This window comes from Lentimicrobiaceae bacterium, assembly GCA_023227965.1.
In the GTDB taxonomy this organism is placed as follows: domain Bacteria; phylum Bacteroidota; class Bacteroidia; order Bacteroidales; family JALOCA01; genus JALOCA01.
This window is the reverse complement of the sequence record JALOCA010000027.1, coordinates 1-19432: the sequence shown is the minus strand read 5'-3', so window position 1 is coordinate 19432 and position 19432 is coordinate 1. Positions and strand designations below refer to the sequence as shown.

At 31.8% G+C, this 19432-nt stretch carries 21 protein-coding genes; 1 reads left to right on the top strand and 20 read right to left on the bottom strand.

Features of this window, described 5'->3' with window-relative positions; genetic code table 11:
- Position 1 precedes the first annotated feature (1 nt).
- Entirely contained in the window at positions 2-1093 is a 1092-nt protein-coding gene (locus tag M0R21_09685; protein MCK9618090.1) for an undecaprenyl/decaprenyl-phosphate alpha-N-acetylglucosaminyl 1-phosphate transferase, read from the bottom strand.
- A gap of 473 nt (positions 1094-1566) precedes the next feature.
- Here M0R21_09685 and tnpA point away from each other — a divergent pair, with 473 nt between their 5' ends.
- Positions 1567-2007 carry an IS200/IS605 family transposase gene (gene tnpA / locus M0R21_09680; protein ID MCK9618089.1) on the top strand — a complete coding sequence of 147 codons (441 nt, stop codon included), beginning with the start codon at positions 1567-1569 and terminating at the stop codon, positions 2005-2007.
- Positions 2008-2058: 51 nt separating this feature from the next.
- On the opposite strand, the gene M0R21_09675 is transcribed toward tnpA, so the two are convergent.
- The 19 genes from M0R21_09675 to M0R21_09585 all read right to left on the bottom strand — a co-directional run bounded on the left by M0R21_09675 (position 2059) and on the right by M0R21_09585 (position 19361).
- Positions 2059-3084 carry a peptidoglycan bridge formation glycyltransferase FemA/FemB family protein gene (locus M0R21_09675; protein ID MCK9618088.1) on the bottom strand — a complete coding sequence of 342 codons (1026 nt, stop codon included), beginning with the start codon at positions 3082-3084 and terminating at the stop codon, positions 2059-2061.
- A gap of 5 nt (positions 3085-3089) precedes the next feature.
- Positions 3090-4172 (bottom strand): undecaprenyl/decaprenyl-phosphate alpha-N-acetylglucosaminyl 1-phosphate transferase, encoded by a 1083-nt coding sequence (locus M0R21_09670; GenBank protein MCK9618087.1) that lies wholly within the window; start codon positions 4170-4172, stop codon positions 3090-3092.
- Positions 4173-4895 carry a WecB/TagA/CpsF family glycosyltransferase gene (locus M0R21_09665; GenBank protein ID MCK9618086.1) on the bottom strand — a complete coding sequence of 241 codons (723 nt, stop codon included), beginning with the start codon at positions 4893-4895 and terminating at the stop codon, positions 4173-4175.
- Positions 4896-4932: 37 nt separating this feature from the next.
- Positions 4933-6114 carry a DegT/DnrJ/EryC1/StrS family aminotransferase gene (locus M0R21_09660; GenBank protein ID MCK9618085.1) on the bottom strand — a complete coding sequence of 394 codons (1182 nt, stop codon included), beginning with the start codon at positions 6112-6114 and terminating at the stop codon, positions 4933-4935.
- Positions 6114-7040, bottom strand: a complete 927-nt coding sequence (locus M0R21_09655) for a GDP-L-fucose synthase (GenBank protein ID MCK9618084.1) — start codon at positions 7038-7040, stop codon at positions 6114-6116. Before M0R21_09655 ends, M0R21_09660 begins: the two co-directional genes overlap by 1 nt.
- 1 nt (position 7041) lies before the next feature.
- Complete coding sequence (gene gmd / locus M0R21_09650; protein MCK9618083.1) at positions 7042-8148, bottom strand: GDP-mannose 4,6-dehydratase; 1107 nt, start codon at positions 8146-8148, stop codon at positions 7042-7044.
- 73 nt (positions 8149-8221) lie between these two features.
- A complete protein-coding gene (locus M0R21_09645) occupies positions 8222-8893 on the bottom strand; it encodes a sugar transferase (GenBank protein MCK9618082.1) in 672 nt (223 codons plus the stop codon).
- Positions 8894-8928: 35 nt separating this feature from the next.
- A complete protein-coding gene (locus tag M0R21_09640; protein ID MCK9618081.1) occupies positions 8929-10149 on the bottom strand; it encodes a polysaccharide biosynthesis protein in 1221 nt (406 codons plus the stop codon).
- A gap of 94 nt (positions 10150-10243) precedes the next feature.
- The gene (locus M0R21_09635; GenBank protein MCK9618080.1) at positions 10244-11212 is read right to left on the bottom strand and encodes an NAD-dependent epimerase/dehydratase family protein; all 969 of its coding nucleotides are present in this window, start codon (positions 11210-11212) and stop codon (positions 10244-10246) included.
- Complete coding sequence (locus tag M0R21_09630; GenBank protein ID MCK9618079.1) at positions 11209-12051, bottom strand: polysaccharide deacetylase family protein; 843 nt, start codon at positions 12049-12051, stop codon at positions 11209-11211. The genes M0R21_09635 and M0R21_09630 overlap by 4 nt, the downstream gene beginning before the upstream one ends.
- 1 nt (position 12052) lies before the next feature.
- Positions 12053-13126 (bottom strand): GNAT family N-acetyltransferase, encoded by a 1074-nt coding sequence (locus M0R21_09625; protein ID MCK9618078.1) that lies wholly within the window; start codon positions 13124-13126, stop codon positions 12053-12055.
- Positions 13127-13219: 93 nt separating this feature from the next.
- Positions 13220-14095, bottom strand: coding sequence for a hypothetical protein (locus M0R21_09620; protein MCK9618077.1), 876 nt, complete (start codon positions 14093-14095; stop codon positions 13220-13222).
- A gap of 4 nt (positions 14096-14099) precedes the next feature.
- Positions 14100-15140: a Gfo/Idh/MocA family oxidoreductase gene (locus M0R21_09615; GenBank protein MCK9618076.1), complete on the bottom strand. Its 1041-nt coding sequence runs from the start codon at positions 15138-15140 to the stop codon at positions 14100-14102.
- 15 nt (positions 15141-15155) lie between these two features.
- Positions 15156-15899 carry a WecB/TagA/CpsF family glycosyltransferase gene (locus M0R21_09610; GenBank protein MCK9618075.1) on the bottom strand — a complete coding sequence of 248 codons (744 nt, stop codon included), beginning with the start codon at positions 15897-15899 and terminating at the stop codon, positions 15156-15158.
- 6 nt (positions 15900-15905) lie between these two features.
- Complete coding sequence (locus M0R21_09605; protein MCK9618074.1) at positions 15906-16328, bottom strand: acyltransferase; 423 nt, start codon at positions 16326-16328, stop codon at positions 15906-15908.
- Positions 16329-16358: 30 nt separating this feature from the next.
- Positions 16359-17189 (bottom strand): DUF115 domain-containing protein, encoded by an 831-nt coding sequence (locus M0R21_09600; protein ID MCK9618073.1) that lies wholly within the window; start codon positions 17187-17189, stop codon positions 16359-16361.
- A gap of 40 nt (positions 17190-17229) precedes the next feature.
- Entirely contained in the window at positions 17230-17889 is a 660-nt protein-coding gene (locus M0R21_09595; protein ID MCK9618072.1) for a cyclase family protein, read from the bottom strand.
- Positions 17890-17903: 14 nt separating this feature from the next.
- On the bottom strand, positions 17904-18356 hold the full coding sequence (locus M0R21_09590; GenBank protein ID MCK9618071.1) for a YhcH/YjgK/YiaL family protein: 453 nt from the start codon (positions 18354-18356) through the stop codon (positions 17904-17906).
- Positions 18357-18389: 33 nt separating this feature from the next.
- Positions 18390-19361 carry an IS5 family transposase gene (locus M0R21_09585; protein MCK9618070.1) on the bottom strand — a complete coding sequence of 324 codons (972 nt, stop codon included), beginning with the start codon at positions 19359-19361 and terminating at the stop codon, positions 18390-18392.
- Between the last annotated feature and the right edge of the window lie 71 nt (positions 19362-19432).

Sequence of the window (19432 nt, the reverse complement as noted above, 5' to 3'; positions counted from 1 at the left end):
TTTATGATTTTTCCTTTTTCTTAATAATATTATTCAGATGTATCAGATAAGTAGTGAAAATAGCTCCCAGCACAATGAGTACCGTAATTAGTTTCGTCATACCTATATCCTGAAGGAAAAATGATAAAATGATAAAAAAGATACTGACCAATACGAGTATGATGGTAGATTTCAGGTGGGAATACCCCAAACGAAGCAGGATATGGTGTATATGGTTTTTATCGGCTTTAAAAGGGGATCCGTTACTTAACATCCTGGAAACAAATACGCGTAAGGTATCATATAGGGGAATCATCAGGATGCCGAAGGCTACTGCCGGTGCGGATTGAACAGGGTATGCTATGGTGGTATCGAGGTTGGCCTGGCAAAACTTGATGACCAACATGGCTATAAAAAAACCGATCACCAGTGAACCGGTATCACCCATAAATATTTTATTCTTATTACCATATACATTATATGCCCAAAAGGGAAGTAAGGCACCGATGAGTGCAGCACATTGAACGCTGTATTCTACCTGCCGGTTGATCAGGAAAAACGCTCCAAAGGTTGCCGTAATTACTATTGCTAAGCCTGCAGCTAATCCATCAATTCCATCAATCAAATTGAGGCAATTTACAATCACTATGATAACAAAAATAGTAAACAGTACGCTGACGATATATGGTATTTCATGAATACCCAATAATCCATAAAAATTGGTAATGCGCATATTACCGAGAATAATAATGATGATTGCAGCAGTTAATTGACCGACTAATTTTTTTTGCCAGGAGATGAGAAGAATATCATCTTTTAAGCCAATCATGAAAATAATTATCGTACCAGCAATCAGGAACTGAAATTCAGGTATGTTTTGAAAATCTACACACAGTAATTTTGCAACGAGTAAACCTGAATAAATACCCAATCCACCGAGGGTAGGAATCGCTTTGTTATGAACGGTGCGACCATTAGGATAAGCAAACAAATTTTTCTTTATAGCTGTTCTAATTACTATTGGAATAGCCCAGGCTGTTACAGCAAAAGCTACTATAAATGCTGCAATTATCCTGAATTCTCCCTTATGAAAAAAAAGTAAAAATTGCTCCATGCAATTTAATTAATTTGATTGCAAAATTAAATAAAATAACATTATTTCCAAAAAAAATTAAAGGAAATCACTATTGCCCGGTAACAATACAAAAATATTTTAGTTTAATATGTCGACGTGATTTTCAATACTTATTTCCGTTATTTTTCCTGATTTTCAAAAGCAAGCCCCATTAAAAAGAGAGATTTGCCTCTCTCTATAGATGGTTTTCTGCCAATCTTTATCCGGATTCTCCAAAAAGTTTAGCAAGTGAATATAATTAAGCAGGTGTATTTTGCAGAAACTAATGAGGTTTGAAAACGCCCAGCTTCTTTTCAGCATCTTTTGTATGACAGTCATAAGCAGGTTGGCAATCAAAGTACAATAGATTTGGATTTTAATCAATAGAATTTCTCGGGGCTTGCACCTGGGTAAAAAAGGATAGTTTGAAAACCTAAGGTTTTCGATACGCTTGAAAAGCGTAAATTTGCTGAATGGATGAACATATCTACAAACGACATAACAAAACACTTCTTCTGTATCATTTGGTTTTTCCGGTGAAATATAGACGGGAGGTGATAAGTGGCCCGATTGGTGAGGCGATTAAAGAGATCAGCCTAGAGATTGGCGATCGTTTTGAAATAGAGTTTGTAGAGATCGGCACAGATGAAGACCAAATTCATTTTTTGGTTCAGGGGGTACCGACGATGTCTGTAGGACAGATTATAAGGATCATAAAAAGCATCACAGCCCGAGAGATTTTTCACAGATTTCCAGAAGTGAAGAAAGCATTGTGGGGTGGCAGTTTCTGGACAAGTGAATACTATGCGAATACGGTTGGTCAATATGGCAACACGGAAGTTATAAAGAAGTATGTTGAGAATCAAGGCAAGAGATACAATCAATTGCATACTCAACAGCTTAGTTTGTGGTGATCTTTCTTTAAGATACCTCGGGGCTTGCTCCGGGATCATTCATTAATCAGGTTATTTCAGAATTAACCTGATTAATGAAAAAAGTTTTAGTCCCAATTTACCTAAAAAATATAATATTGGTTTGTTAATTAATATAAATCTACCATAATTAACTTTATAACCTCCAAATTTTTCTTTGAAATTACGAACGCCATATTCAGTATTTGGAGAACCGGCACCCATAAAATCAAAGTATTTATAATCATTATTATGAGCGTAATCTATTGCTGACCAGGTGGCTAAAACACTTGGATAACATTGTTTATAATCCAAATCTAATCCACAGACATACCATTCATAAACTGTTTTATTGTTATATAAAATACACATAATTCCACCGATTATTTTAGCTTTGTACTTAACCAGCAAGTAAATGCCTTCATTTTTAGTGCAATTAAATTCAAAGAAATTTTTAAAAAATAACCATGGAGCTAAAGGTTTTTTTGCTTTATTATTATATAAATCTGATAATATTTTATAGAATTCAAATATTTCAGCTATTGTTGAGGCTTTAACTATTTCAGCACCATTTGATAAACCCTTTTTTATTTGTCTTTGCTTACTGCTGCTAAATTTTTTTGAAGGTAAAATATTTTCTAACGGAACAATAAAATTTAAATGATCTTCAAAATCAAACTTGTTTTTTTTAAAAACCGATAGCAAATTAGGTTCCCATTCAAAAAAATTACGGATTTCTATATATATAGTTGATTTTGAAACTTTTTTAATAAGGCTTTTGATCAGTAAATCAAGTATTATTTTATTATTTTCGTTAGAAGAAATTAATGGACCTCCAGATAAAATTACCCTTGAAGTAAGCTTTTTTGTAAGTCTTTTATTTTCATAAAGAATTACTGCAATTAAACAACCAACAATTTCTCCATTCTTATCAACCGCAAATAATGAAAGTGGATGATGTCCATGCAAATCCAAATAAAAATTATAAAGTGAATTTGATTGAAATGGATTTGCAAAAGAGTGGCTTTCTAAAAATTTATTCCATAAATCAGTATTAATATGTTCCCTTATTTCAATCATGAAAATTAAATATATTTCTTTTTATTTATTATAATTACTGTATAAAAAATACTTAATAAGATGATTACGAAAAGGATAGCAAGATGATAAGAAAATACAGCCTTAAAAGCACAATAGCCACATAAACCACATAAACCGGAAATTGTCCACAATAATATTGTTGCATATTTTCGTGGTATGCCTGTTAGTAGAACTCTGTCGTGTACGTGCCAGGAATCTGCGGTAAATGGGTTCATCCCGTGAAATAATCTTACTGAAAAAACAATCAGCATATCTGTAATAGGTAATGCAAAAAAGAAAATAGCGTATTGAAAATAATAATTTTCAATTTTTGGAACAGGCGACCATACGGTCAATATTGATAATAAATATCCCAGAACCAAAGTTCCTGAACTTCCTAAGAATAATTTTGCAGGATAGAAATTGAAGCTTAAAAATGCAATACAAGATGCTAATACACTCATTAAAACAAGAGTAATCAGAAATGCTTCTATTGTTGTAGTAAAGGAAAAAAATAATGTTGCTATTATCATAATTCCTGTTGCCAGTCCGTCTAAACCGTCAATTAAATTTATAGAGTTCAATAAACCCACACACCATATAAGAAGTATAAACAATTCAATATAGCCAATTTTATGCGGACCTAATAAGGGAATAATATACACTGAATCTTTTACAGTAAGAAAAAGCATTACAGAAATTACAATTGTTTCGAGTATTAATCGTTTTAAATAACTAACCTTTTTAATATCATCAATATAACCAATGATACTAATGATTATAGTGCTGATAAAAAGTGCATAAAATCGAAATAATAATACAGAATCTGAAAAATAAGAGTGTCGAAATAGCCACATTACAATCATAGAAATGAAAAATGGGAAAATTATTACCAAGCCTCCTATGACTGGAATTGAGTAATCATGTGATTTTTTTCTTATTTTTCCTGGTACATCTACGAAACTATCGTGCGGAGTGCATACATAATTTCTGGAATAAGCAAATTTTATAACCCATGGTATAGTTATATACGCCGTTATGGTTGAGATGAAAAAAATAAAAAAAGTAAAAAGCAGATAATTGTTCATTTATTTTTTATTAAATTTTACTTTAAAAAGAGAATAGATAAATTTAATAATACTAAGGTATTCTTTTTTATTTAATCTTACAGGGTCTTTTAGCCATAAAACCAACCATTCAAGCCCAATTTTTTGCCAAAGTTTTCCAGGACGTTTTATGGTTTCGGCATAAAAATCAAAAACCGCACCTATGTTGCAAATTATTTGTGCATTGAGTTGTTGACTTATTTCGCAAATTAGTTTTTCCTGTTTAGGTGCAGATAAACCTACAAAAAGAAATTTTGGAGAGAAAGTGTTCACTTGCTGAATCATTTTCCTTTTTTCTTCTTCCGAAAAAAAATTTCTGAAAGGAGGAGAAAAACCAGCAGCCTTGATGTCTGGGTGATCAAATTTTAAACGGTTCAGTATTTTTTCGATTACAGTGTTGGATGAACCAAGAAAAAAACATGAACCATGTTCTTTGTCAATTGATTTTATCAAAAAAAAGAACAAATCTTCAGCACTGATTTTTTTAATCCTTTTATTATATAAAAAACGGGCAGCAATTGTTACAGCAATTCCGTCGGGAATAAGTAAATTGCTTGCCAGTAATGCTTCATGGTAAAGATGATCATTTTTTGACCATACAAATGCTGAAGCATTTATAGTGTTGACTATACATTTTTCGTTAAAAAAATCTTCGTTTAAGGGTTCACTGAGAATATCGAATCCAAGAACATTAATTTTAAGCATTATGCAAGATTAATGTTATTTTTTTTTGCTGCAGAAATTAATTGTTAAAAAATTTTTTTACTACATTAAAAGTTCTATCTAATTCACCTGAAAGATTATAGTGATGGTTACCAATAAATAAACCTCTTTTATCTATTAATTCTGCATTGATAAGTTCATCATGGATTTCATAATTGAAGAAGGAAATAACTTTATTTTTAGTAAAATTTCCTGAAACAATTGGGCGACATTCAATATTATTATCTACCAAAAGCTGTACAAGTTCATCGCGATCCTTATTAATTTCTGGTTTCATTACCAATGAAAATCCAAACCATGAACTCTTACCAATTTCTTTCTGGATGATAATTTCATCAATTGTACTGAAATTTCTTACGAATAATTCAGCATTTTTTCTTCTTGCTTCAATGAAATCGTCTAATTTTTTTAATTGTTCGATTCCGATGGCCCCGCTTAGTTCCAATGGTCTGACGTTGTAACCAGGAAGAACGAAATTCCATGATTCGTAGAACCAGTTACTATTTTTCTTTCCTGTAATTTTATTCATTTCAGGTAATTGACGTGTCCACCCGTGTGCGCGAAGGCAGAGAAGGATATGATAAATTTCTTCATCGTCAGTATTAATCATTCCTCCCTCCATTGTTGAAATATGGTGGCTGAAAAAAGAAGAAAAAGTACCGATTAAGCCAAAAGTACCAGTCATTTTACCATCGAACATAGCACCCATTGATTCGCAGTTATCTTCAATTAAGGTGATATTCTTATCTTTAATTAAAAAATATATTTTTTCAAAATCATTAGGGTTGCCGAGGAGGTTTACGGCGAAAATCAGTCTTGTTTTTTCCGAAATGGCATCTTTAAGTTTGTCCAGATGGAAATTTAAAGTATAAGGATCAATATCAACAAATTTTATTTTTAATCCATATTGATAGAGGGGGTAATAAGTAGTAGCCCATGAAACAGCTGGAACTATAACTTCATCTCCTTTAGTCAAAGGGTTTGAATTTCGGAAGAATAATGCGGCAATTGCAAGAAGATTGGCTGATGAACCCGAATTAACCATTACGGAATATTTTGAGTCAAAGCGTTTTGCAAAAACGTCTTCAAATTCAGAAACATATTTTCCCATTGTGAAGTTTCCGGAAGAAATCACTTTTTGCATTGCATCATATTCTTCTTGTCCCCAGGTTGGAGAAGCTAATGAATATTTATTTTCCATTAGTGTGCTGATTTATAAAAGTTATAAGTTTCTTTAATGCCTTCTGCCAGCGAAAATTTTGGACTCCAGCCTAAATTCTTTTGTTGAGAAGTATCAACTAATTTCTGTTTCATGCCTACGGGTTTTGATAAATCATGTATAAATTTTCCATGATAATCAATAATTTTTGCGGCTGTTTCATAATATTCATTAATTGAATAATCGCAGCCAAGTCCCACATTCATTACATTGGGCAGTTTATTAAAATTTGCTATTGCAAACCAAATAAAGTTAGCCAGATCGCCCGCATACATAAATTCTCTTCTGGCAGTTCCATCACCCCAAATGTCTATGGCGTCAGTATTATTTTCTTTTGCAGAATGCAATTTATAAATTATTGAAGGTATCAGATGGGAATGCTGAGGGTCGAATTTATCGTATTTACCATATAAATTACATGGAATAAGAGTTTTGTAATTAAATTCCTGGTTTTCTCTGTTGATATATTCGCACAAGCGTAAGGCGTAAATTTTAGCGAGGGCATATCCTTCGTTAGTAGGCTCTAATTCTCCGGTAAGGATAGAATTTTCTTTAAGAGGGTTTTTACCCTCTCTGGGATACATACATGAGCTTCCTAAATTTATCAGGTTTTTTATTCCATTATTTCTTGCTGAAAGTATCACATTACGAGCCATATCGGTGTTTTCAACCAAAAATTTAACCGGATTTTTTATGTTTGCATGAATTCCGCCTACAATACCCGCTGCATGAATAAGCATACCAAAAGAATTTTTTTTGATAAATGAATCAACAGCCTGGTAATTTAGTAAGTCCAGTGCATTTATATCGGGGCAAATAATTTCAAATTCCGAATCGGGCATGGCTTCTCTGATATTTGAGCCAACCATTCCATCTCCACCTGTTAAAAATATTCTAAACTTATTCATTTTATTTTTTCTTAGCTTCTTTAATATCGAAAAATATCATTTCTTCAATCATTTGATCAAGAGTATATTGAGGCTGCCAATCTAATTTTTCTCTGGCTTTTGTTGCATCACCAATTAAAAGGTCAACTTCCGTAGGCCTGAAGTATTCAGGATCAATCCTGACGATTGTTTTGTCGATTAAAGTATTTAAAACATCGGCATACTCATGTCCAACTACATTTAAAAATTTATTATTGTCAATGTTTTTAATAGTTCCTGTTTCGCTGATCCCTTTACCTGAAAATTCGATTTCAATGCCGGAAACATTGCACGCCATTCTTACAAAATCTCTGATAGTTGTTGTTTTGCCGGTTGCAATAACAAAGTCTTCTGGTTTTTCCTGTTGCAGCATCAGCCACATTACCTTTATATAATCTTTTGCATGTCCCCAATCGCGTTTAGCATCAAGATTTCCAAGGAATAATTCATTTTGTTTGCCTGTAACGATAGCTGCAATTGCACGTGTAATTTTTCGTGTTACAAAAGTTTCGCCCCGAACGGGTGATTCATGATTAAATAAAATTCCATTACAGGCGTACATATCGTATGCTTCACGGTAATTAACGGTAATCCAATAGCCATATAGTTTAGCAACTGCATAAGGAGACCTCGGATAGAAGGGTGTTTTTTCAGTTTGTGGTATTTGCTGAACCAAGCCAAAAAGTTCGGAGGTAGAAGCCTGATAAATTCTGGTTTTTTTTGCAAGCCCAAGCAGTCTAACGGCTTCCAATAATCTCAAAGTACCAGTAGCATCAGTATTTGCAGTATATTCCGGAGTTTCAAAACTTACCTTTACATGACTTTGTGCCGCTAAATTGTAAATTTCATCAGGTTGTACCGATTGAATTATTGAAGTTAAATTAAGGCTGTCGGTCATGTCGCCATAATGAAGTACAAAGTTTCTTTTTGGCACATGAGGATCCTGAAAAAGGTGGTCAATACGATTAGTATTGATTGAGGATGCCCGACGTTTAATTCCGTGAACTTCATATCCTTTTTTTAACAGAAACTCTGCAAGATAAGAGCCATCCTGTCCGGTTACGCCGGTAATAAGGGCTTTTTTGTTCATTTTTTATTTTGGGATTTATTTTATTGATTTTAGGATGATTATAGTAAGGTGCTGACAGTGAAATCGTTATAGTTTATTGATTTTTAATATTTTCAATTTGCTTGTTTACAGGTAGATTCTTCAACCATTTTTTGTGTAAGTTGCTATTAGGAAACACAACAACCCAAGCAGTTATGAAGATTATTTTTGCATAAAGCCCTAAGTTCAGATTGTCCAAATACCATTTTTCCAACTGAGCCTTGTAAGGCATCACTATTTCTTTAAGTGCTTGTTCTAAAGGCATATTTAATTTTTCAAAAATTTCTTCTTCATCCCTAAAAATGATTGATCCCACACCTGTTAGACCTGGTTTCATTTTTGTTATGACGCTTTGTTCGTCAGGAGTATATATTTTGAAATTTCGTGGAGTCATGGGTCTTGGGCCAACAAATGACATTTCTCCAATTAATATATTTATTAGTTGAGGTATCTCATTAATTTTTGTTTTTCTTAAAAAACTTCCGATAGGCAGAACCCTTGGGTCATTTTTAAGGGTAACATCTCCAGTTCCCATGTTGGAACTATTTTTAAGCATAGTTACAAATTTTATTAGCCCGAATTCCTTTCCGCTTTTTCCAATTCGAATTTGTTTGTAGAATACTAAATGCTCACCCGTGATTAACAATATTATAATGATGGGTAATGCAAATGGAAACAGAATCAAAATCATCAGAAGGCTGAAGAGAAAATCAAATAATATAATCATAAATAATTTGTTTTATATATAATATATTAACATTTTTACATTTTTTGGTCAAGTCCCTTTCCTTTTTCAATATGTTGAAAATTGGGTAGGTATTCTTTTAAAATTTCAACAATTTCAGATTTTGTAATCACTTGTGAAGTGAAAAGAGTTTTAATTCGTGAAAAAATTTCATCAATTTCCTGAATATTTCTTTTTTTGGAGTTTTTTATGATGCCAAGATTAATAAATTTTTCGGTATCCAAAATTTCCCCTTCTGTAAAAAATTCTTCATAAGGTTTTTCGCCAGATGTATCAGTATTAAAAAAATATACAGGGTATGTAGTTGATTTACTATCAAAAAGAAGAGCCTTTTTACAAGCTTCTTCTTCTGTGTTACAAGCATCTGCTTTTAATCCTAATGCTGACAGTAGATCGTTGGCAATTTTATCAAAAGGAATCATGTCTTTATCTTCGTCAAGTTTCGGATAAAAAATATCACCTGATTCACCCATTATAGATGCAATTAGGCATAGTTCACCTGATTCCTGAGGTGAAACAAAAAATCTCCTGATGTCGAGTGGACACGACCATGGCTGTTTTTTATTCAAACGATCGAGAAAACCTAAAGGTAAGCTTCCATTTGAAAATGCAACATTGGCGAACCTTGCCGTTTTAATAGGAAGTTTTGATGCATAAGCCATAATAAGTTCTTCCATAAGTTTTTTGCTGGCTCCCATAATATTTACCGGATTTGCCGCTTTGTCAGTTGAAACACAAAAAAAATGTTCGGGGGGAAACTCAAGTAAAAGGTCTAACAACTTACGTGCACGTAGCACGTTGTTTTCAATCATTGCTTCAATTGAAAATATATCCTTTTCGCTTCTAACATGCTTATGTGCAGCAAAATTTGCCACAATATCAAAATGCCCTGAATGCCGGAAAATCTTTTCAAACACACTATCTCCGAAATTTACAGGATAAGTTATAAAATTGTCAGGAATATTGTAACCGATCGAACTACGTAAATCTCTTACTAATTCAGTCAAACCGTTTTCATTAATATCAACAACTATCAGTTTTTTTATTTTGAACTTGAGCAATGCTTTAATATATGAAGAACCAATAGTTCCCGCGCCCCCAATGACCAGTACATTTTTACCATTAATACGATTTTGCATCTGGCTATCAAACTTAAGAAGATCAGCACAAAGCAAACTTTCGTTACGGTGAGTAACTTTCTGTTTTATAAAAGAATCAAGGTCAAATTGAAATTGCATAAATTTTTTCTGTTATTTAAAGAAATATATAACTGTTTGTGAAAAGTTTAAAAATATTATATTAAAAAAATGAAATTAAAACTATTGAGTTATATTATTTTTCTGCATTTGAGGATGTAAAGATTTCAATAGTTTTTTTCATTCCTTCATAAGCCGTAACAGGCATTTTCACCAGATTAAGAGCATTTTTTATTTTGCTGTTAGAAACTACGTATGATTCAGTTAGTTTTTTCAATCTTTCGCTGTTAAGTGGTAAATAAAAAAAATCTCCTGTTTTTGCAGCAAACCTTACTAGTTTGGGGGATAAATTCCATATTTTAATTTTTTTATTAAGAGAACAGGCAATAATTTCAATAAGATTATTTGTTGAAAGTGGCTCATCATCCGAAACTTGGTAAATATCCGATTCTGCTTCGTTTTCAATCAGTTTTTCGAGGATAAATGACAGGTTTTCAATCGACAAAAATGATCTTTTATTATGAAATGAACCCAGCGGCCATGGAATTCCTTTGGAGACAAGATTATATAAAAGATTCAGATTACCTTTGTTTCCAGCACCATGTATCATACAGGGACGAAGAATATAAATTTTTTGAAAAGATTCTGTTTTTTTACTAAGGATGTATTTTTCGGCAAGTCTTTTTGATTTTCCATAAGGAGTTTGTGGATCGGGTTCTGAATCTTCAGTTAAAAATTCTCCTTTTACTTTATCTGAAACTGCTTTGACCGAACTGAAAAATATAAATTTTCTGGATTGTGTATTAATAAAAAAATCAAAAATTTTTTCAGTAAGTCCCACATTAATATCAATATATGATTGTTCTAGACTTCTGTTTTTTGTGTCGTGAGCCTTTCCGGCAAGATGAATTATTGTGTCGAACTTTACTTTGCTTAGTTCGCCAAAACTATCCCAATCGTAACACCCAATGAAATTTTTGTTGTTTTGATTGCAATTGATATCCAGTGCATAAAGAATAAAATCTTGATTTTCGGATAGCCTAACTGAAATGTTGGTGCCAACAAAACCGAAAGCGCCGGTAATTAAAATATTTTTCTTGCTCATAGAGAAATTTTTTTTGCTTCTGCCCAATTTATTTTTTGGGAGGCTTCTCCAACACTCATTAGTTCAAAATCGTTAAGCCATTTTAACAGCTTTGGATATGAGCTTTTTAAACCAACATAAGATTTGAATTTTCGTTTCAATGGTAATTGTGAAAGCATAGGTTGTTCGTAGTCAAAATCTCTTGGATGAAAATAGCTAACCACATATTTGGTTTCTTCAGCCCATTTACGAATTAAAAAATATGGAAACAGTCTGAAAAAGCCACCACCCGAAAAAATTATTTCTTTTCCTAAAAGATGAACAGTATTCATCGGAAACTCTTTGATATAACACCCATTAACTTTTATTACCGATGGCAAACATTCACCGAAAGAGGGAAAACCTCCATAATCATGACTACTTGACGGAAGCACCGAACAATCATACTCAATACCGAGTTCAGACAATATTTCGAAAGCCCATGGGGTTTTTTCAGTAATTGAAAAGGCAGGAGCTCTGTATGTTATTATTTTTTCGCCAATAATGTCTTCAATCAGTTTCATTGCAACTTCAGTATCACGTCTGAAAGAATCCGGATTCATCCGGTGCACCAGTTCGTGGATATATGAATGGCATGCTATTTCGTGTCCCGAAGCATGAATTTTTTTTACTACCTCAGGATATTTCTCGGCTATCCAGCCTAAAATAAAGAAAGTTGCCTTAATTTTTTTGTTTTCTAATGCTTGTAAGATTTTATCATTAGCTTCATAAATCCTGGTTTCGTAATTTTTCCACGTGGAAGAATCAGAAATAAAATCACAATGGAACCATTCTTCAATATCGAAAGTTAAAATTTTCATTTTAAAAAATATCGTAATCTCCAAAAGTTAATTTCCATTTGTTTAAGGAAAATATTGAATCAGAACCTAAAAAATCTTTATTCATCCTGACAATAAAATGTGTTTTTTGAAGAAGTAGCTTATAGGGAATTTTTAGATAACCATTTTTTTTCAATATCCTGTATTCATAATTATTTGTATGAAGAATCGTAATAAAATCAAGAGATTCATTTTTACAAATATTTTTTACAAATCGCAATAATTGCCTTCCTACTTTGAAATTATTGTCCAAAACCATGAAATCCATTATCATTCCAACATTAAATCCCCAAATTTTCTCAGCTTTCAGTACAATAATTCCAGATATTGAGTTATTTTTTTCATAATAAAGAACATGATATTCTCGTGTAGGCAGGTCATTGTACCTCCATTTGAAAAATGAAAATTCCTTATTTGTCGAAATTAAATAATTTTTTTTTGCTTTTTGCCAAAAATCATTTATTTTATCAACATCTTCACTATTATTAAAATCAAGTAGTTTAATATTCTTTATATCAGGTATTAAAAGTTTAATAATTCCGCCATGTTTTTCTTTACTTTTTCTTTTTAAAAAGGAAGAAAAAATATTAGTCAGGCTTAAGGGCTTAATCAATAACGGAATATCTCCTAAATGTTTAAATCCCAATTTATTTGTCAAACCTGGATATGACTGGTGGTTTGGCATTCCTATGGTAAATAATACGTTTTTTTCTGCACATTCATTGTGAGTAGCACTTACCATTCTCGGGAACAGTCCATTACGCTGATATTTAGGGTTTGTAAGTAAATTTAATGCAATTGAACCAGCAATTTTTTCACCCTCTCTGTTAAAGGTTATAGGAATTACAATGTATTGTCCTGCTAATTCTCCTGAAAAATCTTCTCTTGCAGTAAATAGATATGCCTTTCCGGCAGGATTTTGTAGATATTGCCATTCAAGGTAATTAAAATCTCCAACATCCCTATCCTTATAGTAAGTCTTTGAAAGTTCAATAAGCTCATTAATATTTGAACAATCACTTCTTTCTACTGTAAATTGTGTATTAATATTACTCATAAATAATCAGGAAAGATTATTAGAAATTAAAAATATTATTCACGATAACATTTATTTGTCAATAATTAAATAATCAAAAAAAATTATAATTAATTATGATAAATATTTTATTGTTTCTTCAATGTGTTTCTTCGAGGATGCGCCAAAAACAACAGATTGAATATTTTGACTGTTTATGTATTCATAAGCTTCTTTAGGTGGTATTGCCCCGGATGCTAAAGTTGACATAGCCATAATTTGATAATCATCTGGATTGTTCTCATTAATGACTTTTTCATAAGCATCTATGCCGGGTGACATTGTAAATCCAATCTTATTTATCGAACTACAAATAACAACATTTTTAATACCCCATTCTTTTAGTTTGTTAATGCAATATGGTAAGTTGATAGTTATTAAGCCTGGAGCAACCTTGTATTTTTTATTAATGTATGAACAATATTCTTCGAAAATTTCTTTTGCACCAAAACCTAAAAGCAAATCAGTAATTACATTTTGTAAGAAAATAACTTTAATATTCAGTCCCCTGAACATTTTTACCTCAGCGTCTATAAGCATTTCCATTATTTTTATTACATCTTTTGTTAATACGGCGCTGCCTCCCTTTGCAATCATTCCGAAAACTCCTGAAGCCGTATTGTTTGAAAATAACAATTCATTTATTGCAGGAAATATGCCTTTTTCAGAAATAATATTTGCATATTTATGCGGATAAGGTATTGAAGGATACCATGATAGATGATTGTATTTTGAATTGTTTTTTCTAAAATATTCACAAATTTCTATTGCTCTTTGATTGCTGTTTAGCATGATTGCATCAATTCCACATTCTATGGCAATATCATAAACATTAAAAATGTTTTGAATGTTATAAAATTGTTCTGATAATTGTTGTGCTTTTTCTTGTGACATGTGATTAATGCCAAAAAATTGATTGTCGCCAAATACAATCTTATTTATTTTGTCCATTATATTAATTATTATTTATTAATGAATCTTTAAAAATTAAATCAATAATCCTCTCAGTTTTATAGGCTTCAGCAAAATCACATAAATTTGTTTTGTGACTTCCTGAAATTAATCCAACAAAATCATATAGTTGTCTTGAAAATTCATTGCCTCTTACATAAAAAGGAACAGGTTTGTAAACATCGGTAAAGTGAAAAGTATTCCAACCCTTTCGTAAGTTTAATTCATTGTTTCCTTTTGAAAGAAATAATTTATATCCATAAAAGTCGGCAATAATTTTTCCTTTTGATCCAAAAACTTCAATAGAAACTGAAGATTTACGATAACTTTCATCACTCCAGTTTATATACATTGTTCCGGTTAATCCATTTTTATAAATGAATGTTGTTGATACAATATCATCAACATTTTTTGAAAAAACTTTGCTTCTTACAGTACCTGCAACTTTATCTGGTTCACCAAAAAAATAGTTTATTAGATCAACCATGTGAGTTCCCATTTCATATACAACACCTCCTCCATTTTCTTCCTGATCTCGCCAATTTGTACCGTTTGTTTTTTTAATGATAGCACAGCTAAACATTTCACCCTTGAATCGTATTATATCACCAATTACTTTATTATCAATTAATTCTTTTGCTTTGTTAAGAACGTCTCCATATCTTGCTGCAAATCCGATTTGATTGACAAGATTACTATTGGAAAAAATATTTGTCAATTCATCAGCTTGTTTAAGATTGGCTGTAAAAGGCTTTTCGCAAAAAATATGTATTTTTTTTTCGTAAGCATATTTTATTATTGGATAGTGTAAATTGGGAGGAGTCGAAATTATTATTGCATCTGGTTGTGTAACATCTATCAATTCTTTATAATCAGTAAAAACATTAAGTTCTTTATTAAGCTTTTTTAAAATATTTAAAATAGTTTTTGAAGTGTCGGCAACTGCTACTATTTGAATGTCGGGATGTGTGTTAATAATTGAGTAATGGGTTATTCCCATTCTTCCAAACCCGATAATTCCAATTCTTATTTTTTTGTTTTCCATTATCAGTTAAATTTTTTAATTTGAGCTTATTGTATTTTTTTTTAATTTTAAAATAATCATAATTAAATGCTTAAAAAAAATCATTACACTTGGGATTCTGTATATAATTTCGGGACGACGAATGATTCTTATTATCCATGCCAGTCTTAATTTCCACCAAATTGGTTTTATTTCTTTTTGATTTCCGGCATACCAATCAAATACTGCTCCAATACAACAAATTAAGCCTGCATTAATATTATCCTTATGCTGATAAGCCCATTTTTCCTGCTTTGGGCAGGTCATTCCAACAAATAAAACATCCGGTTGATAGTTGTTTACAATATCTATCATTTTTTCATTATCTTCTTTCAAAAATTCTTCTTTAAATGGGGGAGAGTAGTATTCAATTAAAATATTGGGATAGTCTTTTTTTGCTCTTTCTTTAATTCTTATTAAAGTTGTTTCTTTTGAACCTAAAAAAAATACTTTACCGTTCGATGAATTTGCCCTATCCATAAAATGATAAAAAACTTCAGGACCTTGATTTTTTTTAATATTCTTACCTTTAAGAAGTATTGGTGCCAAAGCAAAATAAACCCCATCTAAAACTAAAAAATCAGAATTTTTTAATGATTTTTCAAACAATAAATCTTTTGTGCTTATGCCATAAGAATTAGGACTGATGGTTGTTAGAAGTTTTGCTTTTTTCCCCACGGTTTCAATTTTTTCTAAATTATCTGAAAAAACATTAAACCCCCAAATATTTACTATATTCATTAGTAGCTATAACTTAATATTTTCCATTTTGATGCCAGATTTTATCACTTTTGCAGGATTACCTACTGCTATTGAATTTGATGGAATATCTTTAGTTACTACTGAGCCACATCCTATAACAACCTCATCTCCAATTGTAACTCCAGGCATTATAAATGATCCAATACCTATAACACAAAAGTCACCAATTCTTGTATCAATTTTTTCACCAATATATTTATTTTGCGATTTAACAGGTATTAAATAATGACTTAATATTGTTACTTTAGAAGTAATAATTGTATATTTCCCAATATGAATGCCCTTTGGATTATATCTGTCCAAATTTAAATTTCTTTCTAAGGAGGTGGTATAATGTACATCATATCCCCTCATTTTATATAAATAATATCTTATTTTTTGTACTATTTTAGCTATAAATAATCTCATAATATATTATATTATGGTTTAAATAATATGTTAATTAAATAATGTTTCAAATTTTACTCTTTTAAATACCTCTAGCCTTCCATTTTCAGTAGCATTCATTATTAATTTATTATCATCTTCATAAGCTTTTCTTGCTAATGAATAAGCTAATTCTTCTGTATTATAGTCTGGCATATTCCAATTCTGACCTTTATGGTAATAGCCTTTAATAAAATGATTTTCTTCTTTACCCGTACTTTTTATGCCTACGGCAGGTTTTTCACTGGCATTATAACTATGGTCCTTTCCTATGATATAAACTTCATTAAAGCCCATATAAAAAGCAAGTTGCATACATGTATAAGCAACAGACCCTCCGTGACCAAATGGTTCTTCTAATGGATTTTTTGAGAATTTTGTACTGAATTTACTTGGAATAAAAATAAAATTATCTTTTTTGTCAAATTTATGTTTTAGGTCCCATTCATAAAAACATAAACCTTTTTGCTGATTGTACTCTTCTGCAAATTGAAGAATTTGTGAATCTCTATCTATACAAACCAAATATGTTGGTTTAAATCCATTCATTTCTTTCATTAGATAAATTCTATTCATGCCAAATGTAAATTCATTTTTTAAAAGTTCAAAATTTACATTTTTTAAACTTGGACCGTTAGCAATTATAAAACATCGTTTTCCCTTGTGAATATCTTTATATTTTGCAAGTTTTTTTTTGTTTTTTACTGAAAAACCCCATGGAAGTATCCATAAAATTTCATGACGAATATGAATAATTCGTCGGAAAATTGCCTTAGCTATACGAGAAACAGTTATCTCGTTTTTACTCATTCTTTTGATTCTGTCAAGCTCTAAATAAAACATTTTTTTGAAATTTAATTTTTTAATATTATAATAATATATTTTAATTACAAAGTACAGTTACGGGAGACCCATTCCCTTTTTCAACCAGAAGAGGAGCTACAATAATTTGTTTTACTGTGTTTTGTACTGATTTTAGTGACATGTCTTCAATTAAACAAACTGGTTTTCCTGTAGCTATGGGGTCTAAAAATGCTTTATGTGCTTTTTTACCTTCATCCCTGAATTTCCAGGAAGTAAGAGAAATGAAGTCGAAACCAAAGATTTTAATTTCCGGGAAATTTTTTCTTAACCAGAATCCTGTTTCAGCAGCCACACCAGGGTTATCATTCCAGTATTTTTCCTGATGCCGGTATTTTTCAAAACCTGTGCGGACAAGGAGTACCTCAATGTTTGATTTTACTTTATCATTTAAGTGATAAGGAGTTATCAGTTCTGATTTTTCTAAAGGGATGTCAATTAACAGTATTTTTTCGCTAAACCAAAAAGAAGCTGGATAATCGCTTATTGTCATTCCTTCGTCAAAAAAATGATTAGGCACATCAATGTGAGTGCCAAGATGATTCGATGTGAAGTTCCAGCTTGAGGAATTTGCTGTATTTCCGTAGGCTAAAGAAGATGGGTGCTCAATAATTAGTTTGTCCCTGTTTCCATAAGAGGGGATGCCGGGTTTCAAGATATGAGATAATAATATCCAGTTCATTGCCTTGACAAAAGTCAAATTGTAACCTTAATGGTGATTTTGCGAATTAATTCTGGTTTGTCAACGTAATGCTGAGGACTATGTCCATCACTTGGGAACATAATGGCAAAGATTCCATTGCCAATAATAACCGATGTTCCTTGTAGTGAAGGTTCAGTGTAAAAAGTACGGTCTTTTTGTTCATCATAAGGAATATTTACAAGCATGCCCTCTAAAGGCGACCATTTTACCTTTTCGAGCCCTTTGGCCGGATACTGAATATCAATGCCGTGTTTATGAGCTTCATATCCTCTTTCAAATACTTCAACAGTTTGGTATTCACTCACTATTGCTTTTGTTTTGCTGTTGATGATGTAAGTACCTGTTTTTATATCAGGACTTGCATTTGCAATAAATTTTAAGCCCAGATAAATATCTTTTGAAATCCCTTTATAGATTTCAATATTTTTTAAACTGTCTAAAATCATATATTAAATAGTCGTTCCTTTAAAAGCCACTATTCACGCGGCGATATAATAAAAATTTTGTTGTAGGAACAGTCGAAAAATAAAATACAAAAACTCTTGCTTGAGTTTTTCCATCATTTTCTTCAAGTTCCATTCTATCGTGTGTCCATCGAAAGGATTTTCCAAAAAGGCTTTTATCGCCGTTATAATTTTCTTTCCTTTTTCCCCTGTAGTGATCAAGCCCACCTTGTTACCAAACTCATATTGCTTATGCGGCTTACCTTTGGCGATACATTTTGTAAAAGGCTTATGAAGACTGTAAAACTTGTTTTTGTCATATCTCTGTTGATTGACTGCATGCCAGAAAAGCTCCATCTCTGATTGGTGTCGTTTTTTCTGCTCTTCGTTCATTTTGTTATTCAACTCGCGTAGTTGTGTATTGGCTATCGTTTTCAGCCGTTTCTTTGCTTTTCGTGCCTGTTTGGCTCGTTTGGGATGTTTGCCGTTGTAGGTGTCCCTAACCAATTGCTTGCTCTCACGGGTGTAACGCTGTCTCTGCTTAATTCCTTCTTGATCCGCTATTTTATTGCATTTGTCAATTACATTTTTACACATCTTGGCATCAGTTGGAAATGTCGTATTGTTCTGTTGTACCGTCGTATCAGACAAAACAAATTTAGACTTCTTCTCCACCTCTTTTCCATGCATCTTCACGCTATAGGCGAATATTTTTTCAATGCCTGCTTCGCCAACCCGATTGCGGAAATGGACAAAATCACTCGGGTCGAAAGGAAACTTATGTGAAAAAAATATTCCACCACAGAAGTATTGAAAGTAAACATCTCGCACCCAATACTCAGGAATACGCTCATCACCAATATTATACAAATACTTCAATAGCAGGCATCCCACCATTAAACGAATGGGTACGGACGGTGCTCCGTTTTTTGAGTAATACGACGAAAACTCTTTTTCAAAGTATGACCAATCAATCTTATTTGCCAAAAGAACCAATTCGTGGTTCATATCAATAAAGTCTTCCAAGAGTGGTCGAAATAAATCTCACTGTCCTTTTTTCGGTAATTTCCCTATCATAA

Excerpts from the sequence above, each read along its gene's own strand:
- M0R21_09685 (MCK9618090.1), bottom strand. The coding sequence starts at position 1,093 with ATGGAGCAATTTTTACTTTTTTTTCATAAGGGAGAATTCAGGATAATT.
- tnpA (MCK9618089.1), top strand. The coding sequence starts at position 1,567 with ATGGATGAACATATCTACAAACGACATAACAAAACACTTCTTCTGTAT.
- M0R21_09675 (MCK9618088.1), bottom strand. The coding sequence starts at position 3,084 with ATGATTGAAATAAGGGAACATATTAATACTGATTTATGGAATAAATTT.
- M0R21_09670 (MCK9618087.1), bottom strand. The coding sequence starts at position 4,172 with ATGAACAATTATCTGCTTTTTACTTTTTTTATTTTTTTCATCTCAACC.
- M0R21_09665 (MCK9618086.1), bottom strand. The coding sequence starts at position 4,895 with ATGCTTAAAATTAATGTTCTTGGATTCGATATTCTCAGTGAACCCTTA.
- M0R21_09660 (MCK9618085.1), bottom strand. The coding sequence starts at position 6,114 with ATGGAAAATAAATATTCATTAGCTTCTCCAACCTGGGGACAAGAAGAA.
- M0R21_09655 (MCK9618084.1), bottom strand. The coding sequence starts at position 7,040 with ATGAATAAGTTTAGAATATTTTTAACAGGTGGAGATGGAATGGTTGGC.
- gmd (MCK9618083.1), bottom strand. The coding sequence starts at position 8,148 with ATGAACAAAAAAGCCCTTATTACCGGCGTAACCGGACAGGATGGCTCT.
- M0R21_09645 (MCK9618082.1), bottom strand. The coding sequence starts at position 8,893 with ATGATTATATTATTTGATTTTCTCTTCAGCCTTCTGATGATTTTGATT.
- M0R21_09640 (MCK9618081.1), bottom strand. The coding sequence starts at position 10,149 with ATGCAATTTCAATTTGACCTTGATTCTTTTATAAAACAGAAAGTTACT.
- M0R21_09635 (MCK9618080.1), bottom strand. The coding sequence starts at position 11,212 with ATGAGCAAGAAAAATATTTTAATTACCGGCGCTTTCGGTTTTGTTGGC.
- M0R21_09630 (MCK9618079.1), bottom strand. The coding sequence starts at position 12,051 with ATGAAAATTTTAACTTTCGATATTGAAGAATGGTTCCATTGTGATTTT.
- M0R21_09625 (MCK9618078.1), bottom strand. The coding sequence starts at position 13,126 with ATGAGTAATATTAATACACAATTTACAGTAGAAAGAAGTGATTGTTCA.
- M0R21_09620 (MCK9618077.1), bottom strand. The coding sequence starts at position 14,095 with ATGGACAAAATAAATAAGATTGTATTTGGCGACAATCAATTTTTTGGC.
- M0R21_09615 (MCK9618076.1), bottom strand. The coding sequence starts at position 15,140 with ATGGAAAACAAAAAAATAAGAATTGGAATTATCGGGTTTGGAAGAATG.
- M0R21_09610 (MCK9618075.1), bottom strand. The coding sequence starts at position 15,899 with ATGAATATAGTAAATATTTGGGGGTTTAATGTTTTTTCAGATAATTTA.
- M0R21_09605 (MCK9618074.1), bottom strand. The coding sequence starts at position 16,328 with ATGAGATTATTTATAGCTAAAATAGTACAAAAAATAAGATATTATTTA.
- M0R21_09600 (MCK9618073.1), bottom strand. The coding sequence starts at position 17,189 with ATGTTTTATTTAGAGCTTGACAGAATCAAAAGAATGAGTAAAAACGAG.
- M0R21_09595 (MCK9618072.1), bottom strand. The coding sequence starts at position 17,889 with ATGAACTGGATATTATTATCTCATATCTTGAAACCCGGCATCCCCTCT.
- M0R21_09590 (MCK9618071.1), bottom strand. The coding sequence starts at position 18,356 with ATGATTTTAGACAGTTTAAAAAATATTGAAATCTATAAAGGGATTTCA.
- M0R21_09585 (MCK9618070.1), bottom strand. The coding sequence starts at position 19,361 with ATGAACCACGAATTGGTTCTTTTGGCAAATAAGATTGATTGGTCATAC.